Genomic DNA, 19,663 nt, shown 5'->3' with positions numbered 1-19,663 from the left:
GATGGGCATGCTCAATACCCTGGGCCTGTTTGCGCTGACGGCATTGGCCGAGATCATCGGCTGCTATCTTCCCTACCTGTGGCTCAAGCAGGGCAAGAGCATCTGGTTGCTGCTGCCGGCTGCAGCCGCGCTGGCGCTGTTCGCCTGGCTGTTGACCTTACACCCGGTCGCCGCCGGGCGGGTATATGCCGCCTACGGTGGGGTTTATGTGGCGATGGCAATCATCTGGTTGTGGCTGGTGGATGGCATCCGCCCGACCCATTGGGACCTGCTGGGGGCCGGGGTGGCCATCCTGGGTATGACAATCATTATGTTTGCGCCGCGCAATATTTAATCACTTTCTGGAGGGAGTTCGTCTATGGCTATCAAAGTAGGCATCAACGGTTTCGGTCGCATCGGCCGCCTGGCCTTGCGCGCCGCCTGGGACTGGCCGCAGCTGGAATTCGTACAGATCAACGACCCGGCCGGCGACGCGGCCACCCACGCGCACCTGCTGAATTTCGATTCTGTGCACGGCCGCTGGCAGCATGAAGCCGGCAGCGACGGCGACGCCATCCTGGTCGACGGCAAGCGCATCCAGGTCACGGCCAACAAAGCCATCGCCGACACCGACTGGAGCGGCTGCGACCTGGTGATCGAAGCCAGCGGCAAGATGAAGACCGTCGCGGTGCTGCAGGGTTACCTTGAGCAAGGGGTCAAGCGCGTGGTGGTCAGCGCCCCGGTGAAGGAAGCCGGCGCGCTGAATATCGTCATGGGCGTCAATCAGGACCTGTTCGACCCGGCCCTGCACCGCATCGTCACCGCCGCGTCCTGCACCACCAACTGCCTGGCGCCGGTGGTCAAGGTGATCCACGAGAACCTCGGCATCCGCCACGGTTCGATCACCACCATTCACGACCTGACCAACACCCAGAGCATCCTCGATCAGCCGCACAAGGATCTGCGCCGCGCTCGCGCCTGCAGCATGAGTCTGATCCCCACCAGCACCGGTTCGGCTACCGCGATTGCCGAGATCTTCCCCGAGCTGCGCGGCAAGCTGAACGGCCATGCCGTACGCGTGCCGCTGGCCAACGCCTCGCTGACCGACTGCGTGTTCGAAGTCGAGCGCGCCACCACGGTGGATGAGGTCAATGCCCTGTTCAAGGCGGCCGCGGCCGGCTCCTTGAAGGACATCCTCGGTTACGAGGAGCGTCCGCTGGTATCGATCGACTACCGCACCGACCCGCGCTCCTCGATCATCGATGCGCTCTCGACCATGGTGGTCAACGGCACCCAGGTCAAGCTGTACGCCTGGTACGACAACGAATGGGCCTACGCCAACCGCACCGTGGAGCTGGCTCGACTGGTCGGTTTGGCTCACTGATACCTGGGCTGGGCCTGACCATAGCCATCCACCACAACAAAACCTGATCCAGGTCTACCTAGGGTGCGCCGCGCGCACCAACCACCGCGCCATGGTGCGCATGGCGCACCCTACGATCCGAAGCCGCGCTCACTGGATAACACCATGCCTGCCCTCTCCACGCTCTCGCCCGGCGTCCGTCAATACCTGTTGGTGACCGGCAACTACTGGGCCTTCACCCTCACCGACGGCGCCTTGCGCATGCTGGTGGTGCTGCATTTCCATAGCCTCGGCTATACGCCGCTGCAGATCGCCGCACTGTTTCTGTTCTACGAAATCTTCGGCGTGATCACCAACCTGGTCGGCGGTTATCTGGGCGCACGCCTGGGCCTCAATCGCACCATGAATATCGGCCTGGGCCTGCAGGTGGCCGCCTTGCTGATGCTCACGGTACCGGCCCCCTGGCTGAGCATCCCCTGGGTAATGGGCGCCCAGGCCATGTCGGGCATCGCCAAAGACCTGAACAAGATGAGCGCCAAGAGCTCGATCAAGTTGCTGGTGCCGGACAACCAGCAGGGCACCCTGTACAAGTGGGTGGCGATCCTCACCGGCTCGAAGAATGCGCTCAAGGGCGTGGGGTTCTTCCTCGGCGGCGCCCTGCTCGCCCTGCTCGGTTTTCGCGGCGCGCTACTAGTGATGGCGGCGCTGCTGGCGCTGATCTGGCTGGCCAGCCTGTTGCTGCTGAAAAAGGATCTGGGCAAGGCCAAGGCCAAACCCAGGTTCCGCGACATCCTGTCGAAAAGCCGGGCGATCAATATCCTCTCGGCCGCGCGCTTGTTCCTGTTCGGCGCGCGAGACGTCTGGTTCGTGGTGGCGTTGCCGGTGTACCTGTCCAGTGTGTTTGGCTGGGACTTCTGGATGGTCGGCGGTTTTCTCGCCGCCTGGGTGATCGGCTACGGCCTGGTCCAGTCCTTCGCCCCAGCGATCACCGGCAAGGCCCGCGGCCAGGTGCCGGATGGCCGCGCCGCCTTCGTCTGGGCCGCCTTGCTGGCGGGGCTGCCGGCGGCGATCGCCCTCGGCTTGTACAGCGAGCTATCGGCGCACTGGGTATTGCTCGGCGGTCTGCTGGTCTTCGGCGCGCTGTTCGCGGTGAACTCCTCGCTGCACAGCTACCTGATCGTCAGCTACGCCAAGGAAGACGGCGTATCGCTGGACGTAGGTTTCTACTACATGTCCAACGCCATGGGCCGCTTGCTCGGCACCCTGCTCTCGGGCTGGGTCTATCAGGCTTACGGGCTGGAGGCGTGCCTGTGGATTTCCTCGGCCTTCGTCCTGCTCGCCGCGCTGATTTCCCTGGGGCTGCCCAGGCATGCTGAGCAGACGCCAGCGCGCTGATCAGTCACAGCCCGCCCCACAACCACCCTCAGAATCTGTTTACGACCTCGCGAGCTAGAGCCAGACAAGGCAAAAACAGCCGAGGAAGCCACTGGGGTCGCATTCGACTTTACGAGCTGTAAATGAGCATTCCGAGGCTGTTTTTAACGCGGTATGGCCGGCGCACAGCAGGTCGTAGACAGGTTCTCAGGTCCCGGATAGACCGGGGCAAAACCTCCGCCCGGGGTGCGGAAGTTCGTGGTCTGGCCCTGGTACAGGCGCGCCGCCACCCACTGCACCGCGCCGTCGTAGGCATAGTCGCGCACATCGAATTTCAGCGCCGGGGTATCGCTGGCCATCACCCGTTGCCCCGGCAGCACCAGGGCCTGGGCCACGTAGTCGCCGGCAAGAATCTCCTGCCACACGCGTTGGGTCAGCTTGTCGCCACGGTAGGCGGCGCGGCTGCCATAACCGGCGCAGGGCTTGAAGAACAGCCGCTTGCGCTCGCGCCACAGGCGCTCGGCATTGGCCGGCTCGACCACCTCGGTATGCGGAATGGCCGCCAAGAACAATTGCTGAGTTTCCGCGCAAACGCCGAGCGCCTGAAGCTGACTGGCGTCGCAGAGCAGCGCCAGGTTGCGCTTGTCGGCATACAGGGCATGGGCTTGCGGGTGCGGCGTGAGCAGGCTGGCGTGCTCGAGATAGGCCTGATGCAGCACGGCATTGGCCGGGGCTTCCAGCGCGAAATCGGTCAGGCGGTTGTAGACCAGATCGATGGCCAGTTCGCCATGCCAGAGCACGCCATTTTTCAAGCTCAACTCGGAAGGGTCGGCGATCACCGCCTGCAATCCATGGCGCTGGAACAGCTGCTGAAACAGCAGAAACTCCGGGTACAGGTACTGCTGCTGCGGCGCCTCGTCGACGATGGCGATACTGCGTAGCGGCCGTTGATTGCCAGCCAAGGCCCATTCCTGCCGGAACATGGCGACGATTCCGGCCTCCAGGGTCTCGGCCCGTAGCGCCGGCGGCAGCAGCTGTTCGATGGCCGGGCAGCAGGCCCGTTGCGCCCGCGCCAGCACCGCATTGAGCATCGCCCCGCCGGCATTGCTGTTGATCTCGATCAGGCCGAAACCGCCTTCGGTGACATGGAAGTCGTAACCGAAGAACACCCCCTTGGCGTCGCCCGGAGCATGCCGGGCAATGGCCGGCGAACGCGCCAACACCAGTTCGCGATAGGCCGGCAGGGCCACCACCGACTCGACGGCACGCACCACCTCGGCCATGCGCTGCAAGTGCGCCGGGGCGATAAACACCGGATGGGCGGCGAACAGATAGGGGCAACGCTGCTGCACCAGTTCGAACAGGCCCGGCTGGCCCAGGGTCGACTCCAGGGCGCCGCGCAACGCCTCGCGGTCCAGGCTGATGCAGAAGCAGCGGCTGTTCAGCGTCTCGATCGAAACCCCGGCCAGGGCTGCCGCAGCGCTAGCCGCCCCGAGATAGGTCGCGTCGTTATCACACAGGGGTAGCAGCGACTTGGGCATATCAGTTTCCGCGGGGCTGGGATTGGTTGACAGGTGTTCCGGCGTGCAACTGCTCTGCTGCTTGGGGTGCTGCAGATTGAGAGGCAGCTGCCGCCGCGCAGATCGGCGCCGCCTCCGGGAACCAACCCCGGGTGCGGTTGGCGAAGGCCACCAGCGACAGCATCACCGGCACTTCCACCAGCACGCCGACCACTGTGACCAGGGCGGCGCCGGAATTGAGGCCGAACAGACCAATCGCCACCGCGACCGCCAGCTCGAAGAAATTCGAGGTACCGATCAGGGCGCAGGGCGCCGCCACATTGAAAGGCACTTTCCAGGCGCGTGCCGCCACGTAGGCGATGGCGAAAATGCCATAGGACTGAATCAGCAGCGGCACGGCAATCAGGGCAATCAGCAGCGGCTGATCGAGAATGATCTGTCCCTGAAAACCGAACAGCAGCACCACGGTGCCGAGCAGGCCGAGCACCGACAGGGGCTTTACCCGAGCGGTGAAGCGAGTGACCGCCTGCTCTGCCTCAACGGCTGTACCGGCGTCGGCACTGAGTTTCAGCCGGGTGAGCACCCCGGCGATCAGCGGAATCAACACATAGAGCCCGACGGACAGCAGCAGTGTCGCCCAGGGCACCTCGATATCGGTGACCCCGAGCAGCAGGGCGACCAGGGGCGCGAAGGCGAAGATCATGATCACGTCGTTCAACGCCACCTGGACCAGGGTGTAGGTGGCATCGCCACGGGTCAGTTGCGACCAGACGAACACCATGGCGGTACAGGGCGCAGCGCCGAGCAGGATCAGGCCGGCGATGTACTGGCTGGCATCGGCAGGGTCGATCAGGTCGATAAACAAGTAGTGAAAGAACAACACCCCCAGGCCGGCCATGGTGAAGGGCTTGATCAGCCAATTGACCGTGAGGGTGATGATCAGCCCCTTCGGCCGTTCATGAATGCGTTTGAGGCTGGAGAAGTCCACCGACACCATCATCGGGTAGACCATCAGCCAGATCAGCACCGCGACGATGAAATTGACCGAACCGTACTCATAACCGGCCATGGTCTGGAACAGCCGCGGCAACAAGCTGCCCAGGCCAATGCCAGCGACAATACAGAGCGCCACCCAGATGGACAGGTAACGCTCGAAAAAGCCGATTGGCTGGGTGGTACTCATCCCAGGACCTCCTCCACGCGCGCCTGCGCACGCCGATGTTGGCTGCCCTCCGACTCGAGCTTGAACCGCTGGATCACTGCGTGGCGCGCAGAATCGAATACGTGGACAGACTTCACTTTGACTCCCCAATAACTATTGAATGGCTGAATTCAGTACAGGTTTGAATACTTTCGGCCGGCGACATAACAGGGCACAGGTTCGATCAACTTGATGAGCGGCGTTGCGCACGCGAGTACAGGCCTACGCTCGAGCACGCCGGCCGCTACTACTTGTCGTCGATGCCCGCTACTTGTCGTCGATGCCCGCCGCCCTGAGTCGGCCCTTGAGCCGCCCGACTTCCTCGATCAAATCCACCACCAGGGCGGCCAGTTCGGGGTTTGCGTCGAAATCGCGCTCGATTGCCAGCAGGCGCCGGGCGCGGAGCAATTCGGCACTGCTGAAGCGCTGCGGCTGGGCTGTTTCGCAGAGCAACCCGGCCTCTACCCGCTCGACGATCCACAATGCATCGACCGAGCAGGCCCGGGCCAACTCATCGAGGTCAACTTCATCCAGCACAACGCCGGTGACAATTTCAATCTGTGGCATGGCTCAGACTCCCATGGCCAGACGCGGGTTGAAGGCCATCTCCCGCGCCATCATTTCATACAGCTGCCGCGCCTTGTCGGTGTCGGCAGGCGGCAGCGCGATCTCCAGCAGCAGATACAGATCGCCCGCCGGCTCACCGGGAATGCCGCGGCCCTTGAGGCGCAATTTGCGGCCACTTTGCGAGTTGGCGGGTATTTTCACCTGCACCTTGCCGGAGGGTGTGGGCGCCTCGATGCTGGCGCCCAGGGCGGCTTCCCAGGGTGTTACCGGCAGGCTCAGATAAACATCACGGCCGTCCACCCGGTAGTGCGGATCCGGCTTGAAATGCACCTCAAGAAACAGATCCCCCGCCGCGCTGCCGCCGCTACCCGGACTGCCCTGGCCAGCCAGGCGGATGTGCTGGCCCTCCTTGACGCCCTTGGGGATCTGCACGCTGAGGCTGTGCTCCTGCATGCTCACGCGGCCCTGGGCATCGGCCCGCGCACCACGCAGGGTGATGGTGCGCGGCGCGCCCTGATAGGCATCGCGCAGGTCGATGACGATCTTGGCGTGGTGATCCTCACCGCGCCTTGGCCGCGGCCCGGCACGCCCGCCGCGACCTGCCTGACCGGCAGCAGCCTGACCAAACAGATTGGCAAAAAAGTCGCTATAGTCGCCCATGTCGGCGCCGGAGAAATCGGCACCGGAAAACTCGAAGCCGGCGTCCCAATTCGGTGGCGGCTGGAACTCCTGGCCATCGCGGTAGCGGCTGCCGAGCTGATCGTAGGCCGCGCGCTTTTCCAGGTCGCCCAGTACCGCGTAGGCCTCGTTGACATCCTTCATGCGCAGCTCGGCATCCGCCTCCTTGCTCACATCCGGATGATATTTGCGCGCCAGCTTGCGGTAGGTCTTCTTGATCTCATCCGCGCTGGCACTCTTGTCCAGGCCGAGCACCTGGTAGTAATCCTTGAATTCCAATGGATCGCGCTCCCCTGCTGGTTGATGACTTGAGCGTACTCGATTGCGCTAGCTGACGACCGGCATCAGCGGGCTTGCAGGAAGGCCGCTATCTCGCCGGCCGTCAGCACCTTGCCAACCGACACCACCTGGTCGTCGATCGCCAGAGCGGGCGTCGACATGACCCCATAGGCGGCGATTTCGGCGAAGTCGGTGACCTTGAGCACCTCTGCCTGCAGGCCAAGATTGCTCAATGCCTGATGAGTGTTCTCATTCAGGGTGACGCACTTCTTACAGCCACTACCGAGAATCTTGATAATCATCGCGGTGCACCTTGCAGATTAGATGAACAAATAGGCAAAGCTGTTGAACAGATAGCCGATCAACACGATGCCCACCAGCACGATGCTGAAAAACAGCGCCAGCAGCGGCCCTTTGACTACTTTCTTGAGCATGATCAGCGACGGTAGCGACAGCGCCGTCACCGCCATCATGAAGGCCAGCGCCGTGCCGAGGCCAACGCCCTTGGCCACCAGCGCCTCGGCAATCGGCAGTGTGCCGAAGATATCGGCATACATGGGCACACCGACCAGCGTGGCCAGCGGCACCGACCACCAGTTGTCCTCGCCGATCAAGGTGCTGATCAGCTCTTGCGGAATCCAGTTGTGGATAGCGGCGCCTATGCCCACGCCAATCAGCACGTACAGCCAGACCCGGCTGAACACATCGGCCACCTGTTCCCAGGCGAACTGCAGGCGGTCACGCCGCGTCAGTTGCGTCGGCGGCAGGTCGAGTACTTTGCTGTGCAACACGAAGCCTTCGACATAACGCTCCATTCTGGCCTGACTGATCAGGCTGCCACCGAGCACCGCCAGGACGATGCCGACCAGCACATAGGCGAGGGCAATCGACCAGTTGAAGATGCTGGCCAGCAGGATTACCGAAGCCAGATCGACCAGGGGCGAAGATATCAGGAAGGAAAAGGTCACCCCCAACGGCAATCCCGAGCCGGTAAAGCCGATAAACAAGGGAATCGACGAGCACGAACAGAACGGCGTGATGGTGCCAAGCAGCGCGCCCATCAAATTGGCACGCACACCCCGCATGCGCCCGAGAATCAGCCGCGTACGTTCCGGCGGAAAATAGCTCTGCACCCAGGAGATGCTGAAGATCAGCACCGCGAGCAGGATGAAGATCTTGATCACGTCGTAGATGAAGAAATGCAGGCTGGCGCCAACCCGGCTCAGCGTATCCAGGCCAAAACCATCCTCCAGCAGCAGGCGTACCAGATAGGACAGCCAGTCCATGCGCAGCAATTGATCATTCAACCAGGCAAAAAACGCCATCAGCAATCCTCTACTGCATTGGCTGACCCGCGCTTGTAACCCTCACGGGGTTGAGCATGGGCAGCGCCACTGAAGCCACTCGCGACAGCAGACAGCATCAGGCAGGCGCTCGGTTCTTCCCGGGATAGCTTCGTTCGATTCACGTCCATGGGTTTGCCGTAGCTACAGGATCAACAGCACGCATGCTCATGGCTGCAAGGCCTCGACAATTTCTGCGGCGGTAGAGCGCGCGGTACGCGTGACGCCGATCAAGGTGGCCGAGGCCGCACCGGTCCATTCGCCATAACCGACCAGCCAGAGCCGAGGTTCCTCGAGTGAACGGGTGCCCTCGACATCCACCGTACCTTGCTCATTCAGCACCTGCAGCGTGGCCAGATGAGCCAGCGCCGGACGAAAACCGGTGCACCAGATCACCACATCCACCTGCGCCTGCGTGCCATCGGCCCATACCACGCCGGCAGACGTGAAACGGGTAAATGGCCGCACCGCCTTGAGCACACCGCGCTCGCGTGCTTCGACCACCGGCGGCACCATCACCACATCACCCAGGCCACCGACCGGCTGCTCGATAGTCCGCCCTTCCTGCAGGGCTTTCCAGCGCTCGGTGGCGCGTTCGAACAGCACCCGGCCATCGACTTCATCGGGCAGAAACAGCGGCTCGCTCGGCGTCACCCAGGTGGCGTCGGCGACCGTGGACACTTCCGCGAGAATCTGTGCCCCGGAATTACCGCCGCCGACCACCAGCACCTTCTTGCCGGCAAAAGCCTGCGGCTCGACATAGTCGGCGGAGTGCAGTTGCTCGCCGGTAAACAACTCGGCCCCCGGATACACCGGGATGAACGGGTTACGCCAGGTGCCCGTGGCACTGACCACCGCCCTGGCATCCCAGTGGCGCTCGCCGGCCTGCACACGCAGCCCGGCGTCCGTGCGCTGCACGGCATCGACCCAGACCGGGCGCTGCAGCGGAAACTGATAGCGCTGTTCGTACTGGCTGAGGTAATCGATCACATGCTCGCGGGTCGGATAGCCCTGTGCCATCGCCGGCATCATCCAGCCGGGGATCGAGCTCCAGGTCGCCGGCGAAAACAGCCGCAGCGAATTCCAGGCATGGCGCCAGGCACCACCGGGGGCTGGTTCGCCATCGAGGATGACAAAGGACAGCTCGCTGCGCCGCAGGAAATAGGCAACGGCCAATGCCGCCTGACCACCGCCGATGATGACGACATCGACTGCCTGAGTCTGCCGATCGAGCATGGTGATAGAACCTTGTTGTATTCAGTGCCGCAGAATATACCCAACCGCCGCCAGCGATGATGATCCAGGGCAGTCCCGGCTGGGTTAGCCGCCGGTGAAACATTCTGCTGAATGCTGCAGCTTTGCGGCGGCGTAACCCGGCAATCACAATTCGTGCGCGGACGCTGGGTTACGCGCCGGTTCCGCAAGCGTGCCGTTGCCAGCGCGCAGTCTGCGCCGCGAACCTGCGCGACCCGACCCGACTGTCTGTAGCCGATACTTGAACGCTGGCGCCCCACCCGAGGGGAGCTGACGGGCCTGCTGCCTCCCCCACAGCCATGCGGGCCAAACGCCCCGTAGCCATAGGCGGCAAAGTGCAGAACACCCTATCGGAGCCGACATGCCTGCAAAAGATGCTCGTAGCGGGTATGCAATTATCCTTGCAACCGCTGAACAGACCGAGCCGATTCGCGGTCAGACAACAGTCATGCCTTTGCTGTATCTTCGAGTCCATGCTGCGACAGCAGCCTTCCTGATGAGAGGCCCACACTAGACGGGCCCCGCACCTCATCGACGCAACTGACTGGGCAACGGCTTACAGACCCGCGTGGCGGGTTCTGCAGGAGCACAAGGCCAGTACGGTGAAGTGGCAGAAGCCGCAAGCGGCCTCTGAAGTTCCTCCGAAAGCATGCCGCAGCGCCCTTTGATAGGCTCAGCCGGATCGAGTCCTATTGCATTTTCAATGCTGGCCAGGAAGGCATTCATGAACTCGTTTTTTCGCTCCATGCTCGGCCGCCGTCCCCTCTCGCCCCCCTGGACTGACTCCGCGCCGGTACGCCGGGAGCTATTCGGCGTCGAGCGCCTGGAGCAACACGCTCACAGCCTTGCGGCGGTTCAGTCGGTAACCGAGCAACCGCCGGCAGTGCTGTCGCTGCATGCCCGGCTCGATGACAATGCCAAGGTATTGCTCGCCGCCTACAGGGCCAGCGCCGCGGAGCTGGAGCAAAATCGCAGCGTAGTGCCAGCCGCAGAATGGCTGCTGGACAATTACCACCTGGTCGAAGCACAGATCCGCGAGATTCGCGATGATTTGCCGCCGGGCTTCTATCGCCAGCTACCGAAGCTGGGCCACGGCCCCCTCGCCGGCTACCCACGAGTGTTCGGCCTGGCCTGGGCCTTCGTCGCCCATACCGACAGCCACTTCGACCCCGACACGCTGCGCCGCTTCATCAGCGCCTATCAGCGGGTTCAGCCACTGAGCATTGGCGAACTATGGGCAGTGGCCATCACCTTGCGCATCGTGCTGATCGAAAACCTGCGCCGCCTGGCCGACCAGATCAGCGCCGGCCGTGCCGCGCGCGCCGAGGCCGATGCCTTGGCCAACCGCCTGCTGGCAGCAGGTTCCGCACGTAGCGCCCTGGATGCGGAGGTCGCCACGCGCAATGCCGGGCCGATGTCCGAGCCCTTCGCCGCAGAACTGGCCAAATGCCTGCGGGACCAGGACCCCAGGACCACCCCGGCGCTGGACTGGCTGGAAGAACAGCTCAGCCTGCAAGGTGCCTCGATCGATGACGTGGTACAGCGCTCGCAACAGCGCCAGGGCGCGTCCAACCTCAGCGTGCGTAACGTCATCACCAGCATGCGACTGATTTCCGATATCGACTGGGCCGAGCTGTTCGAGAGCGTCAGCCTGGTCGATAAGCGTCTGTGCGCAGGCAGCACCTTTGCCAGCATGGATTTCCCGACCCGCAACCTGTACCGCAGCGCGATCGAACAGCTGGCACGCGGCTCCTCGGCCACGGAACTAGAAGTGGCCGGTCTGGCCCTGGAGGCGGCTCAGCATGCCGAGCAAAGCAGGCAAGGGGAACAGGCCGAGCGAGTCGGCGACCCGGGCTACCACCTGATCGCCGAAGGGCGTCAGGCGCTGGAACAGGCCATCGGCTTCAAGCCGCCGGTACGCCTGCGCTTCAGCCGTTTCAAGATCCGCATGGGTATGGGCGGCTATGTCGGCAGCATTCTGCTGCTGGCCACGGCCTTGCTCGCGCTGGCCTTGTGGACGCTGTCGGTGCCCGGCGTGACCAGCGGCTGGCTGCTGCTGTTGGCCGTGCTCGGGTTTCTCCCTGCCACCGAAGTGGCGACGGCGCTGGTCAACCGCACGGTCACCTGGAGCTTCGGCGCCATGACCCTGCCCGGCCTGGAACTCACCAACGGGGTGCCGCAAGCGCTGCGCACCCTGGTTGCGGTGCCGACCCTGCTGACCAGCGAGGCCGATCTGCTGGAGCAAATCGAGCGCCTGGAAGTCCATCACCTTGCCGGTGCCGGCGGCGATCTGACCTTCGCCCTGCTCACCGACGGGCTGGATGCCGATCAGCAAGTGGTCGAGGCCGATGCCCCGCTGCTGGCCGTGGCGGTCGCGGCCATTGCCCTGCTCAATCAACGTTATGGGCCGGCCCCGGGTGGCAGCCGCTTCCTGCTGCTGCACCGCCGCCGGCTGTTCAATGCCAGCGAAAACAAATGGATGGGCTGGGAACGCAAGCGCGGCAAGCTGCATGAGCTTAATCGGCTGCTGCGCGGTGCCAGCGACACCAACTACATGCCCCTGCCTGGCTGCACCCAGCAGGTGCCTGAGGACGTGCGTTACGTCATTACCCTGGATGCCGATACGCGGCTGCCACGCGATGCGGCAATGCGCTTGATCGGCAAGATGGGTCACCCGCTGAATCGGCCACGCTTCAGCGACAGCTTGCAACGCGTCACCAGCGGCTATGCAATTCTGCAACCACGGGTCACGCCCTCCTTGCCGGTCGGTCGTGAAGGCTCGTTCTATCAACGGGTGTTCTCCAGCCCTGGCGGCATGGATCCTTACGCGGCGGCGGTTTCCGACGTCTACCAGGACCTGTTCGGCGAAGGCTCCTACACCGGCAAGGGCATCTATGACATCGATGCCTTCGAGGCCGCCCTGGCCAGCCGGGTGCCGGAAAACTCGATGCTCAGCCATGACTTGTTCGAGGGCATTTTCGCCCGGGCCGGCCTCGCCTCGGATGTCGAAGTCGTCGAAGAATTTCCCTCGCGCTACGATGTGGCCAGCAAACGCCAGCACCGCTGGACCCGTGGCGACTGGCAACTGCTGCCCTGGATCTTCGGGCCGCGCAGCGGACAGGTGGCGGTTCCCTCGGTCGGCCGCTTCAAGATGCTCGACAACCTGCGCCGCTCGCTGCTGGCCCCGCTGACCTTGCTCGCCTTGGCGGCCTGCTGGCTGCTGCCAATGCCGGCGGCCTTGAGCGCGACCCTGCTGATTGTCGCGGGCATGGCAATCCCGGCCTTCCTGCCCATCTTCTTCGCCTTGCTGCCACAACACAGCGGCGTGCGCCTGCCCAACCATCTGCGCCGGCTGCTCGCCGACCTGAAACTTGCCACGGCGCAGACCCTGCTGTCGCTGGCCTTCCTGCCCGATAACGCCTGGCGCATGCTCGATGCCATCGGCAGAACCCTGGCGCGGCTGGCAATCACCCGCAGCAACCTGCTGCAATGGACCACCGCGGCACAATCGGCCATCAGCCCGCGCCTGAATCTGCAGGGTTTCTATCGCGGCATGGCCGGCTCGACCCTCCTTGGCCTGCTGGTCACGGCCGGCGCGGTGGCCTTCGCTCCCGCCTCCTGGCCCGTGGTGCTGCCTTTCGCCCTGCTCTGGCTGGGCGCACCGGCCCTTGCCCTGCGCGCCAGCCGCTCGCCACGGGTCGCCCGCAGTCTCGCCCTGAGCGAGTCGGACGCGCGCGACTTGCGCCTCACCGCACGGCGTACCTGGCGCTTTTTCGAGACCTTCGTGACCCCTGCGGACAACATGTTGCCACCGGACAATTTCCAGGAAGACCCGCAGCCGGTGGTGGCTCACCGCACCTCCCCGACCAACATGGGCCTCTACCTGCTCTCGACCATTGCCGCCCGCGACTTTGGCTGGGCCGGCACCCTGCAAACCGTCGAACGCCTGGAAACCACCCTCGCCTGCATGCTCAGCCTGCAGCGCCACAAGGGCCACTTCTTCAACTGGTACGACACCCAGGACCTGCGCGCACTCGAACCGGCCTATGTGTCATCGGTCGACAGCGGCAATCTCGCCGGTCACCTGATCGTGCTCGCCAATGCCTGCGAAGAGTGGTTCGCCATGCCGCTCGCCCCACAGGCCCGCCAAGGCATGCAGGACAACCTGCACTTGGCCCACAGCGCCATCGACGCTCTGCCCTCCACCAGCGAGCGCGGCCAGCAACTCGCCGCCCTGCTCGACGATATCGCCGCCCAGTTGCAGGGCGCGCAAGCGCTCGAGACAGTCTCCGCCCCGCTTAAACGCCTGACGGAAAAGGCCGTCAAACTGGCTCAGGAGATCGCTCCCAGCATCGGCGAAGACGGCTTGACCGATCTGCTGTTCTGGCTCGAGGCGCTGGGCCTGAGCCTGGCCGAACATGCGCGTGACCGGCAGCAGGCCGACGCCGCAGTCGCCAGTCTCAGGTTGCGCCTGCAGGCGCTGGCCGGCACCGCGCGGGAGATGGCGCTGGCGATGGACTTCGCCTTCCTGCTCGACCCCGAGCGCAAACTGCTGTCGATCGGCTACGGCCTGGTCGACAACCGCCTCGACCCGAGCTGCTATGACCTGCTGGCCTCGGAAGCCCGTCTCGCCAGCCTGTTCGCCATCGCCAAGGGCGATGTGAGCACCCGCCACTGGTTCCGCCTCGGCCGCACTTCGACCCCGCTGGGCAACGGTTCGGCACTGATTTCCTGGTCCGGTTCGATGTTCGAATACCTGATGCCGTCGCTGATCATGCGCGCGCCGACCGGCAGCCTGCTCGAGCAGACCAACCGCCTGGTGGTGCAGCGCCAACAGGACTATGGGCAGGCACAGAACATCCCCTGGGGGATTTCCGAATCCGCCTATAACGCCCGCGACATGGAGTTCACCTACCAGTATTCGAACTTCGGCGTGCCCGGCCTCGGGCTCAAGCGCGGCCTCGCCGAAAACGTGGTGATTGCGCCCTATGCCACGGGATTGGCGACCATGATCGACCCGCAAGGCGCGCAACAGAACTACCAGCGCCTGAGCGACATGGGCGCGCTTGGCCGTTACGGCTTCTATGAGGCCCTCGACTTCACGCCCACTCGCCTGCCCAATGGCCAGCGCGTGGCCATCGTGCGCAACTTCATGGCCCACCATCAGGGCATGACCATAGTAGCCATCGCCAACACCTTGCAGGATGGGCAGATGCGCGAACGCTTCCATCGCGAGCCAATGATCCAGGCCTGTGAACTGCTACTGCAGGAGCGCATACCGCGCGACGTGGCGATTGCCCACCCACGCGCCGAGGAAGTGAAGATTCGCGCGCCGGAGGTCGGCAGCGACGCGCAGACCATGCGCCGCCTGACCGGCTCGGCCGCCGCTGCACCGCCGATCACTCACCTGCTGACCAATGGCCGCTATGCCGTGATGTTGACCGCCGCGGGCACCGGTTACAGCCGGTGGCGCGACATCGCCATCACCCGTTGGCGCGAAGACGCGACCCGTGACGACTGCGGCTCGTTGATCTTCCTGCGCGACACCCAGGACGGTAGGGTCTGGTCCGCCGGCGGTCAGCCGATCGGCAGCACGGCGGACTCCCACGAAGTGTTGTTCGCCGAGGATCACGCCGAATTCATCCGCCACGATGGCCGCTTGACCACCTCCATGGAGGTGCTGGTGTCCGGCGAGGATGACGGCGAAGTACGCCGCGTCTCCCTGACCAACAGCGGCCGCCTGGCGCGTGAGATCGAGCTGACCTCCTATGCCGAAGTGGTATTGACCTCGCCCGCCAGCGACAACGCGCACCCGGCGTTCGCCAAGCTGTTCGTGGTCACCGAATATCTCGCCGAGTTCGGCGCCCTGCTCGCCACCCGCCGCCCACGCGCTGAGGCTGAGGCACAGGTATGGGCCGCCCACTTTGCCGTGGTCGAAGGCGAGATAGTCGCCGATCCACAGCACGAGTCCGACCGCGCACGCTTTATCGGTCAGCGCCCGAGCATCGCCGCAGCCGCAGTGATCGTCGATGGCCAGGCACTTTCGAACACGGTTGGCACCGTGCTCGACCCGATCTTTGCGCTCAAGTACCGGGTCAGTATTGCCCCGGGCAAGGCCGCACGGGTCGCCTTCTGGACCCTGGTCGCCGCCTCGCGGGCCGAGCTGCTCGACCTGATCGACAAACACCATGACCGCAGTGCGTTCGAGCGCGCCAAGACCCTGGCCTGGACCCAGGCCCAGGTGCAACTGCGCCACCTCGATATCCAGGCGGAGGAAGCGGCCGACTTCCAGCGGCTGGCCGCGCCCATTCTGTACGCCGATCCACGCTTCCGCGCGCCGTCGAAGGCGATCCTGCGTGGCGCCGGGGCGCAGGCCGGGCTCTGGCCCCACGGGATCTCCGGCGACCTGCCGATCGTTCTGCTGCGCATCGACGACGTCCAGGAGATCGCCCAGGTGCGCCAATTGCTGCGCGCCCACGAATACTGGCGAATGAAGCGTCTCGGCGTCGATCTGGTGATCCTCAACGAGCACGCCTCCTCGTACCTGCAAGACCTGCAAATTGCCATCGAGACCGCGGTGCGCCGCAGCCAGTCGCGTCAGCGTTTCGGCGCCGAACTGGCACAGGGGTCGGTCTATGTGCTGCGCGCCGACCTGATGAGTGTCGAAGCTCGCGCCTTGTTGCGTTCGGTTGCACGGGTCGCGCTGATCGCCCGCCGCGGCCCGATTGCCAATCAACTGGTCAACCACCTCAGCGCCGCCCCTGCCCTGCCACTATCGGTGCCCGGCCAGCTGCCGGCGGCGCCTGCGCCAGTGCAGGTGCTCAGCGGCCAGGCCGCCAGCGTCGAACTGTCTGCGGGTCTGGAGTTTTTCAACGGCCTGGGCGGATTCGCCGACAACGGCCGCGAATATGTGACCCTGCTGCAGGCCGGCCGCAACACGCCGGCGCCCTGGATCAACGTGATCGCCAACCCGGGCTTCGGCTTCCAGGCCTCGGCGCAAGGCAGCGGCTACACCTGGGCCGAAAACAGCCGGGAGAACCAGCTCACGCCCTGGTCCAACGACCCGGTCACCGATCCCTGCGGCGAAGCCTTCTATGTGCGTGACGAAGACAGCCTGGCCCTGTACAGCGCCACGGCACAGCCGATCCGCGATGACGGCCTGTACATCGCCCGCCACGGCCATGGCTACAGTCGCTTCGAGCATCAGGTGGACGGCATCGCCCTGGAATTGCTGCAGTACGTGGCGCTGGCCGACCCGATCAAAATTTCCCGACTGACCCTGCGCAACCTCTCAGGCCAAGCGCGCCGGCTTTCGGTTACCGCCTACAGCGAATGGGTACTGGGCACCGCCCGGGGTGCCTCGGCGCCGTTTATCACCACCCAGGTCGATGCCGGCAGCCGTGTGCTGCTGGCGCGCAATCCCTGGAGCAACGCCTTTGCCGGACGCGTCGCCTTTGCCGACCTCGGCGGGCGGCAATCCTCATGGACGGGCGATCGCTGCGAGTTTCTCGGGCGCAATGGCAGCGCTGCGGCACCCGCCGCGCTACGCAGCGCTAGCCCCCTGTCCGGCACCACTGGCGCCGGCTTCGATCCCTGCGCCGCGCTGCAGTGCAGCATCGAACTGGCGCCGGGCGAGAGTGTGGAAGTGGTCGCATTCATCGGCCAGTGCGCCTCCAGCGAAGCCGCCACAGCCCTGGCCGAACGTTACCGGGCAGCCGATCTCGACGCAGTACTCAAGGAAGTTACCGACCACTGGCAGAACACACTCGGCGCGGTACAGGTGCAGACCCCCGACCGCGCCATGGACATCATGCTCAACGGCTGGCTGCTCTATCAGACCCTCGCCTGCCGCATCTGGGCGCGCTCGGCGTTCTATCAGGCCAGCGGTGCCTACGGCTTCCGCGATCAGCTGCAGGACGGCATGGCCCTGACCTTTTCCCAGCCCGAGGCCACCCGCAGCCATATCCTGCGCGCCGCCAGCCGGCAATTCGTCGAGGGCGACGTGCAGCATTGGTGGCTGCCGCATTCCGGCCAGGGGGTGCGCACGCGCATCTCGGATGACCGCGTCTGGCTGGCCTTCGCCACCGCAAGCTATATCGCGGTGGCCGACGACCCGGCGATTCTCGACGAGCAGGTGACGTTCCTCGACGGGCCGCTGTTGAAACCCGACGAGCACGATGCCTTCTTCCAGCCGATGGTCGCGGCTGAAGAGGCTTCGCTGTTCGAACACTGCGCCCGTGGCCTCGAGCAGTGCCTGCAACTGACCGGCAAGCTCGGCCTGCCACTGATCGGCGGCGGCGACTGGAACGACGGCATGAACCGCGTCGGCGAGGGCGGCCAGGGCGAAAGCGTGTGGCTCGGCTGGTTGCTGCTGCGCACCCTCGAGCTGTTCGTCCCCTTGGCCCTGGCGCGGCCAACCATCGGCGACGCCGAGCGTGCAGAACACTGGCGCGAGCATGCCCTGGCGCTGCGCGCGGCACTGGAGCGCGAGGCCTGGGATGGCCAGTGGTATCGCCGGGCAACCTTCGACGACGGCACCTGGCTCGGCTCGAAAACCAGCGCCGAATGCCGCATCGACTCGATTGCCCAATCCTGGGCGGTGTTGTCCGGCGCTGCCGACCCCGTGCGCGCCGCCATGGCCATGCAATCACTGCAACAGCAACTGATCCGCCAGGATGAGGGGATCGCCCTGCTGTTCACCCCGCCCTTCGACAAGACGCCGCTCGAGCCCGGCTATATCAAGGGCTATCCACCCGGTCTGCGGGAGAATGGCGGGCAGTACAGCCATGCCGCGATGTGGGTCATCCTCGCCCACGCCAAGCTGGGCGCCGGTGACCAGGCCTGCGAGCTGTTCGCCCTGCTCAACCCGATCAACCATGCGCGCACCGCCGAAGAGAGCCAACGCTACAAGGTCGAGCCCTATGTGGTGGCGGCCGATGTCTATGGGGTCGCCCCGCATACTGGCCGGGGCGGCTGGACCTGGTACACCGGCGCTGCCGGCTGGATGTACCGCGCCGGGATCGAGGGTATTCTCGGCATTCGCCGCGAAGGCGCCTGGTTGATCGTCGCCCCCTGCATCAGTGCGGCCTGGCCGGCATTTTCAGCCACCGTCACCCTGGGCTCCAGCCAGTACCGGATCGAGGTGGACAACCCCGCGCGCCGTTGTCGCGGCATCGCCCAGGCACAGCTCGACGGTGTGCCCGTCAGCCATGCCGAGGGTGGCGTACGCGTGCCCCTGGACGGGCAGAGCCACAGTTTGCTGATCACCCTGGGCAGTATTACCCGCAGCAGCCAGAGCCCTCCGGACACGGCGCTGCGGCCCCGGGCCAGCCTGGATAATCCGAGGACAACATGATGATCGAACCTTTGCTACTCACCGCAGCCCGCCTCTGTACCTTCAACGAGCAGCAGCAGCTGACCAATGCCAGCAGCTTCTTCTTCGCCCGTGACGAGCGCCTGTTCCTGGTCACCAGCCGGCACGTGATGATCGATGCGCAGAATCAGCACTTCCCGGATCGCATCGAGATCGAACTGCATACCGACCCGGACAATCTCGCCCAGTCCATCGGCATTTCGATCCCGCTCTACCGCGACGGCGAAAGCCTGTGGCGCCAGGGCCTCGACACCACCGGCGAAATCGATGTAGCGGTGATCGAACTCGACCGCGCCGCCTTGCCCCCGAACGCGCTCTATCGCGCCTTCACCCCCGAGCACCTGTATGGCCCGACCGCCGAGGTCGAGGTCGGCACCTCCCTGCTGGTGGTCGGTTTCCCCCTCGGGTTCCACGACACCCTGCACCACATGCCGGTGGTGCGCCAGGCGGTGATCGCCTCGTCCTTCGGCTTGCGCTTTCAGAGCAAAGGCTACTTCCTCAGCGATGCGCGGACTCACCGCGGCATCAGCGGCGCGCCCGTGGTGACGCGCGTCGCCGACACCCCGGAGAATGGCCTCGGCGACCTGCCATGGATGCTCCTGGGCGTGCACTCGGCACGTCTCGATGTGGGCACCCGCGACCTGCAACTGGACGAAGCACTCGGGCTCAACTGCACCTGGTACGCCGACATCCTGCTGACCCTGACCGAGAACTGAGGGCCGACCGGCTATC

At 64.8% G+C, this 19,663-nt stretch carries 12 protein-coding genes; 5 read left to right on the top strand and 7 right to left on the bottom strand.

All coding sequences use genetic code 11. The annotated features are described in order from the left end of the window. Position 1: 1 nt before the first annotated feature. From R3355_RS14955 to arsJ, 3 genes are all read left to right on the top strand, one after another. Positions 2-334: a YnfA family protein gene (locus R3355_RS14955; protein ID WP_318961890.1), complete on the top strand. Its 333-nt coding sequence runs from the start codon at positions 2-4 to the stop codon at positions 332-334. Positions 335-358: 24 nt separating this feature from the next. Then, complete coding sequence (locus R3355_RS14950) at positions 359-1,363, top strand: ArsJ-associated glyceraldehyde-3-phosphate dehydrogenase (protein WP_318961889.1); 1,005 nt, start codon at positions 359-361, stop codon at positions 1,361-1,363. 144 nt (positions 1,364-1,507) lie between these two features. Next, complete coding sequence (arsJ, locus tag R3355_RS14945) at positions 1,508-2,737, top strand: organoarsenical effux MFS transporter ArsJ (protein WP_318961888.1); 1,230 nt, start codon at positions 1,508-1,510, stop codon at positions 2,735-2,737. A 143-nt stretch (positions 2,738-2,880) separates the two neighbouring features. On the opposite strand, the gene R3355_RS14940 is transcribed toward arsJ, so the two are convergent. The 7 genes from R3355_RS14940 to R3355_RS14910 form a co-directional block, all read right to left on the bottom strand. Beyond that, entirely contained in the window at positions 2,881-4,257 is a 1,377-nt protein-coding gene (locus R3355_RS14940) for a hypothetical protein (RefSeq protein WP_318961887.1), read from the bottom strand. A 1-nt stretch (position 4,258) separates the two neighbouring features. Further along, positions 4,259-5,419 carry an ACR3 family arsenite efflux transporter gene (gene arsB / locus R3355_RS14935; RefSeq protein WP_318961886.1) on the bottom strand — a complete coding sequence of 387 codons (1,161 nt, stop codon included), beginning with the start codon at positions 5,417-5,419 and terminating at the stop codon, positions 4,259-4,261. Between the two features lie 285 nt (positions 5,420-5,704). Next, positions 5,705-6,004, bottom strand: a complete 300-nt coding sequence (locus R3355_RS14930) for a chaperone modulator CbpM (protein WP_318948598.1) — start codon at positions 6,002-6,004, stop codon at positions 5,705-5,707. Between the two features lie 3 nt (positions 6,005-6,007). Then, complete coding sequence (locus R3355_RS14925; RefSeq protein WP_318948597.1) at positions 6,008-6,961, bottom strand: DnaJ C-terminal domain-containing protein; 954 nt, start codon at positions 6,959-6,961, stop codon at positions 6,008-6,010. 65 nt (positions 6,962-7,026) lie between these two features. Next, positions 7,027-7,263 (bottom strand): thioredoxin family protein, encoded by a 237-nt coding sequence (locus R3355_RS14920; protein ID WP_318961885.1) that lies wholly within the window; start codon positions 7,261-7,263, stop codon positions 7,027-7,029. 18 nt (positions 7,264-7,281) lie between these two features. After that, positions 7,282-8,286: a permease gene (locus R3355_RS14915; RefSeq protein ID WP_318961884.1), complete on the bottom strand. Its 1,005-nt coding sequence runs from the start codon at positions 8,284-8,286 to the stop codon at positions 7,282-7,284. Between the two features lie 186 nt (positions 8,287-8,472). Then, entirely contained in the window at positions 8,473-9,540 is a 1,068-nt protein-coding gene (locus R3355_RS14910) for an ArsO family NAD(P)H-dependent flavin-containing monooxygenase (RefSeq protein ID WP_318961883.1), read from the bottom strand. A gap of 742 nt (positions 9,541-10,282) precedes the next feature. Between R3355_RS14910 and R3355_RS14905 the strand changes: the two genes are divergently transcribed. Continuing rightward, a complete protein-coding gene (locus R3355_RS14905) occupies positions 10,283-18,913 on the top strand; it encodes a GH36-type glycosyl hydrolase domain-containing protein (RefSeq protein ID WP_318961882.1) in 8,631 nt (2,876 codons plus the stop codon). Next, the gene (locus R3355_RS14900; RefSeq protein ID WP_318961881.1) at positions 18,910-19,647 is read left to right on the top strand and encodes a serine protease; all 738 of its coding nucleotides are present in this window, start codon (positions 18,910-18,912) and stop codon (positions 19,645-19,647) included. The genes R3355_RS14905 and R3355_RS14900 overlap by 4 nt, the downstream gene beginning before the upstream one ends. Positions 19,648-19,663: the final 16 nt, after the last annotated feature.

Origin of the sequence: Pseudomonas sp. (assembly GCF_033723075.1) — a bacterium.
In the GTDB taxonomy this organism is placed as follows: Bacteria; Pseudomonadota; Gammaproteobacteria; order Pseudomonadales; family Pseudomonadaceae; genus Aquipseudomonas.
The sequence above is the reverse complement of the archived record's forward strand: the minus strand, read 5'-3'. Positions and strand labels throughout refer to the sequence as shown.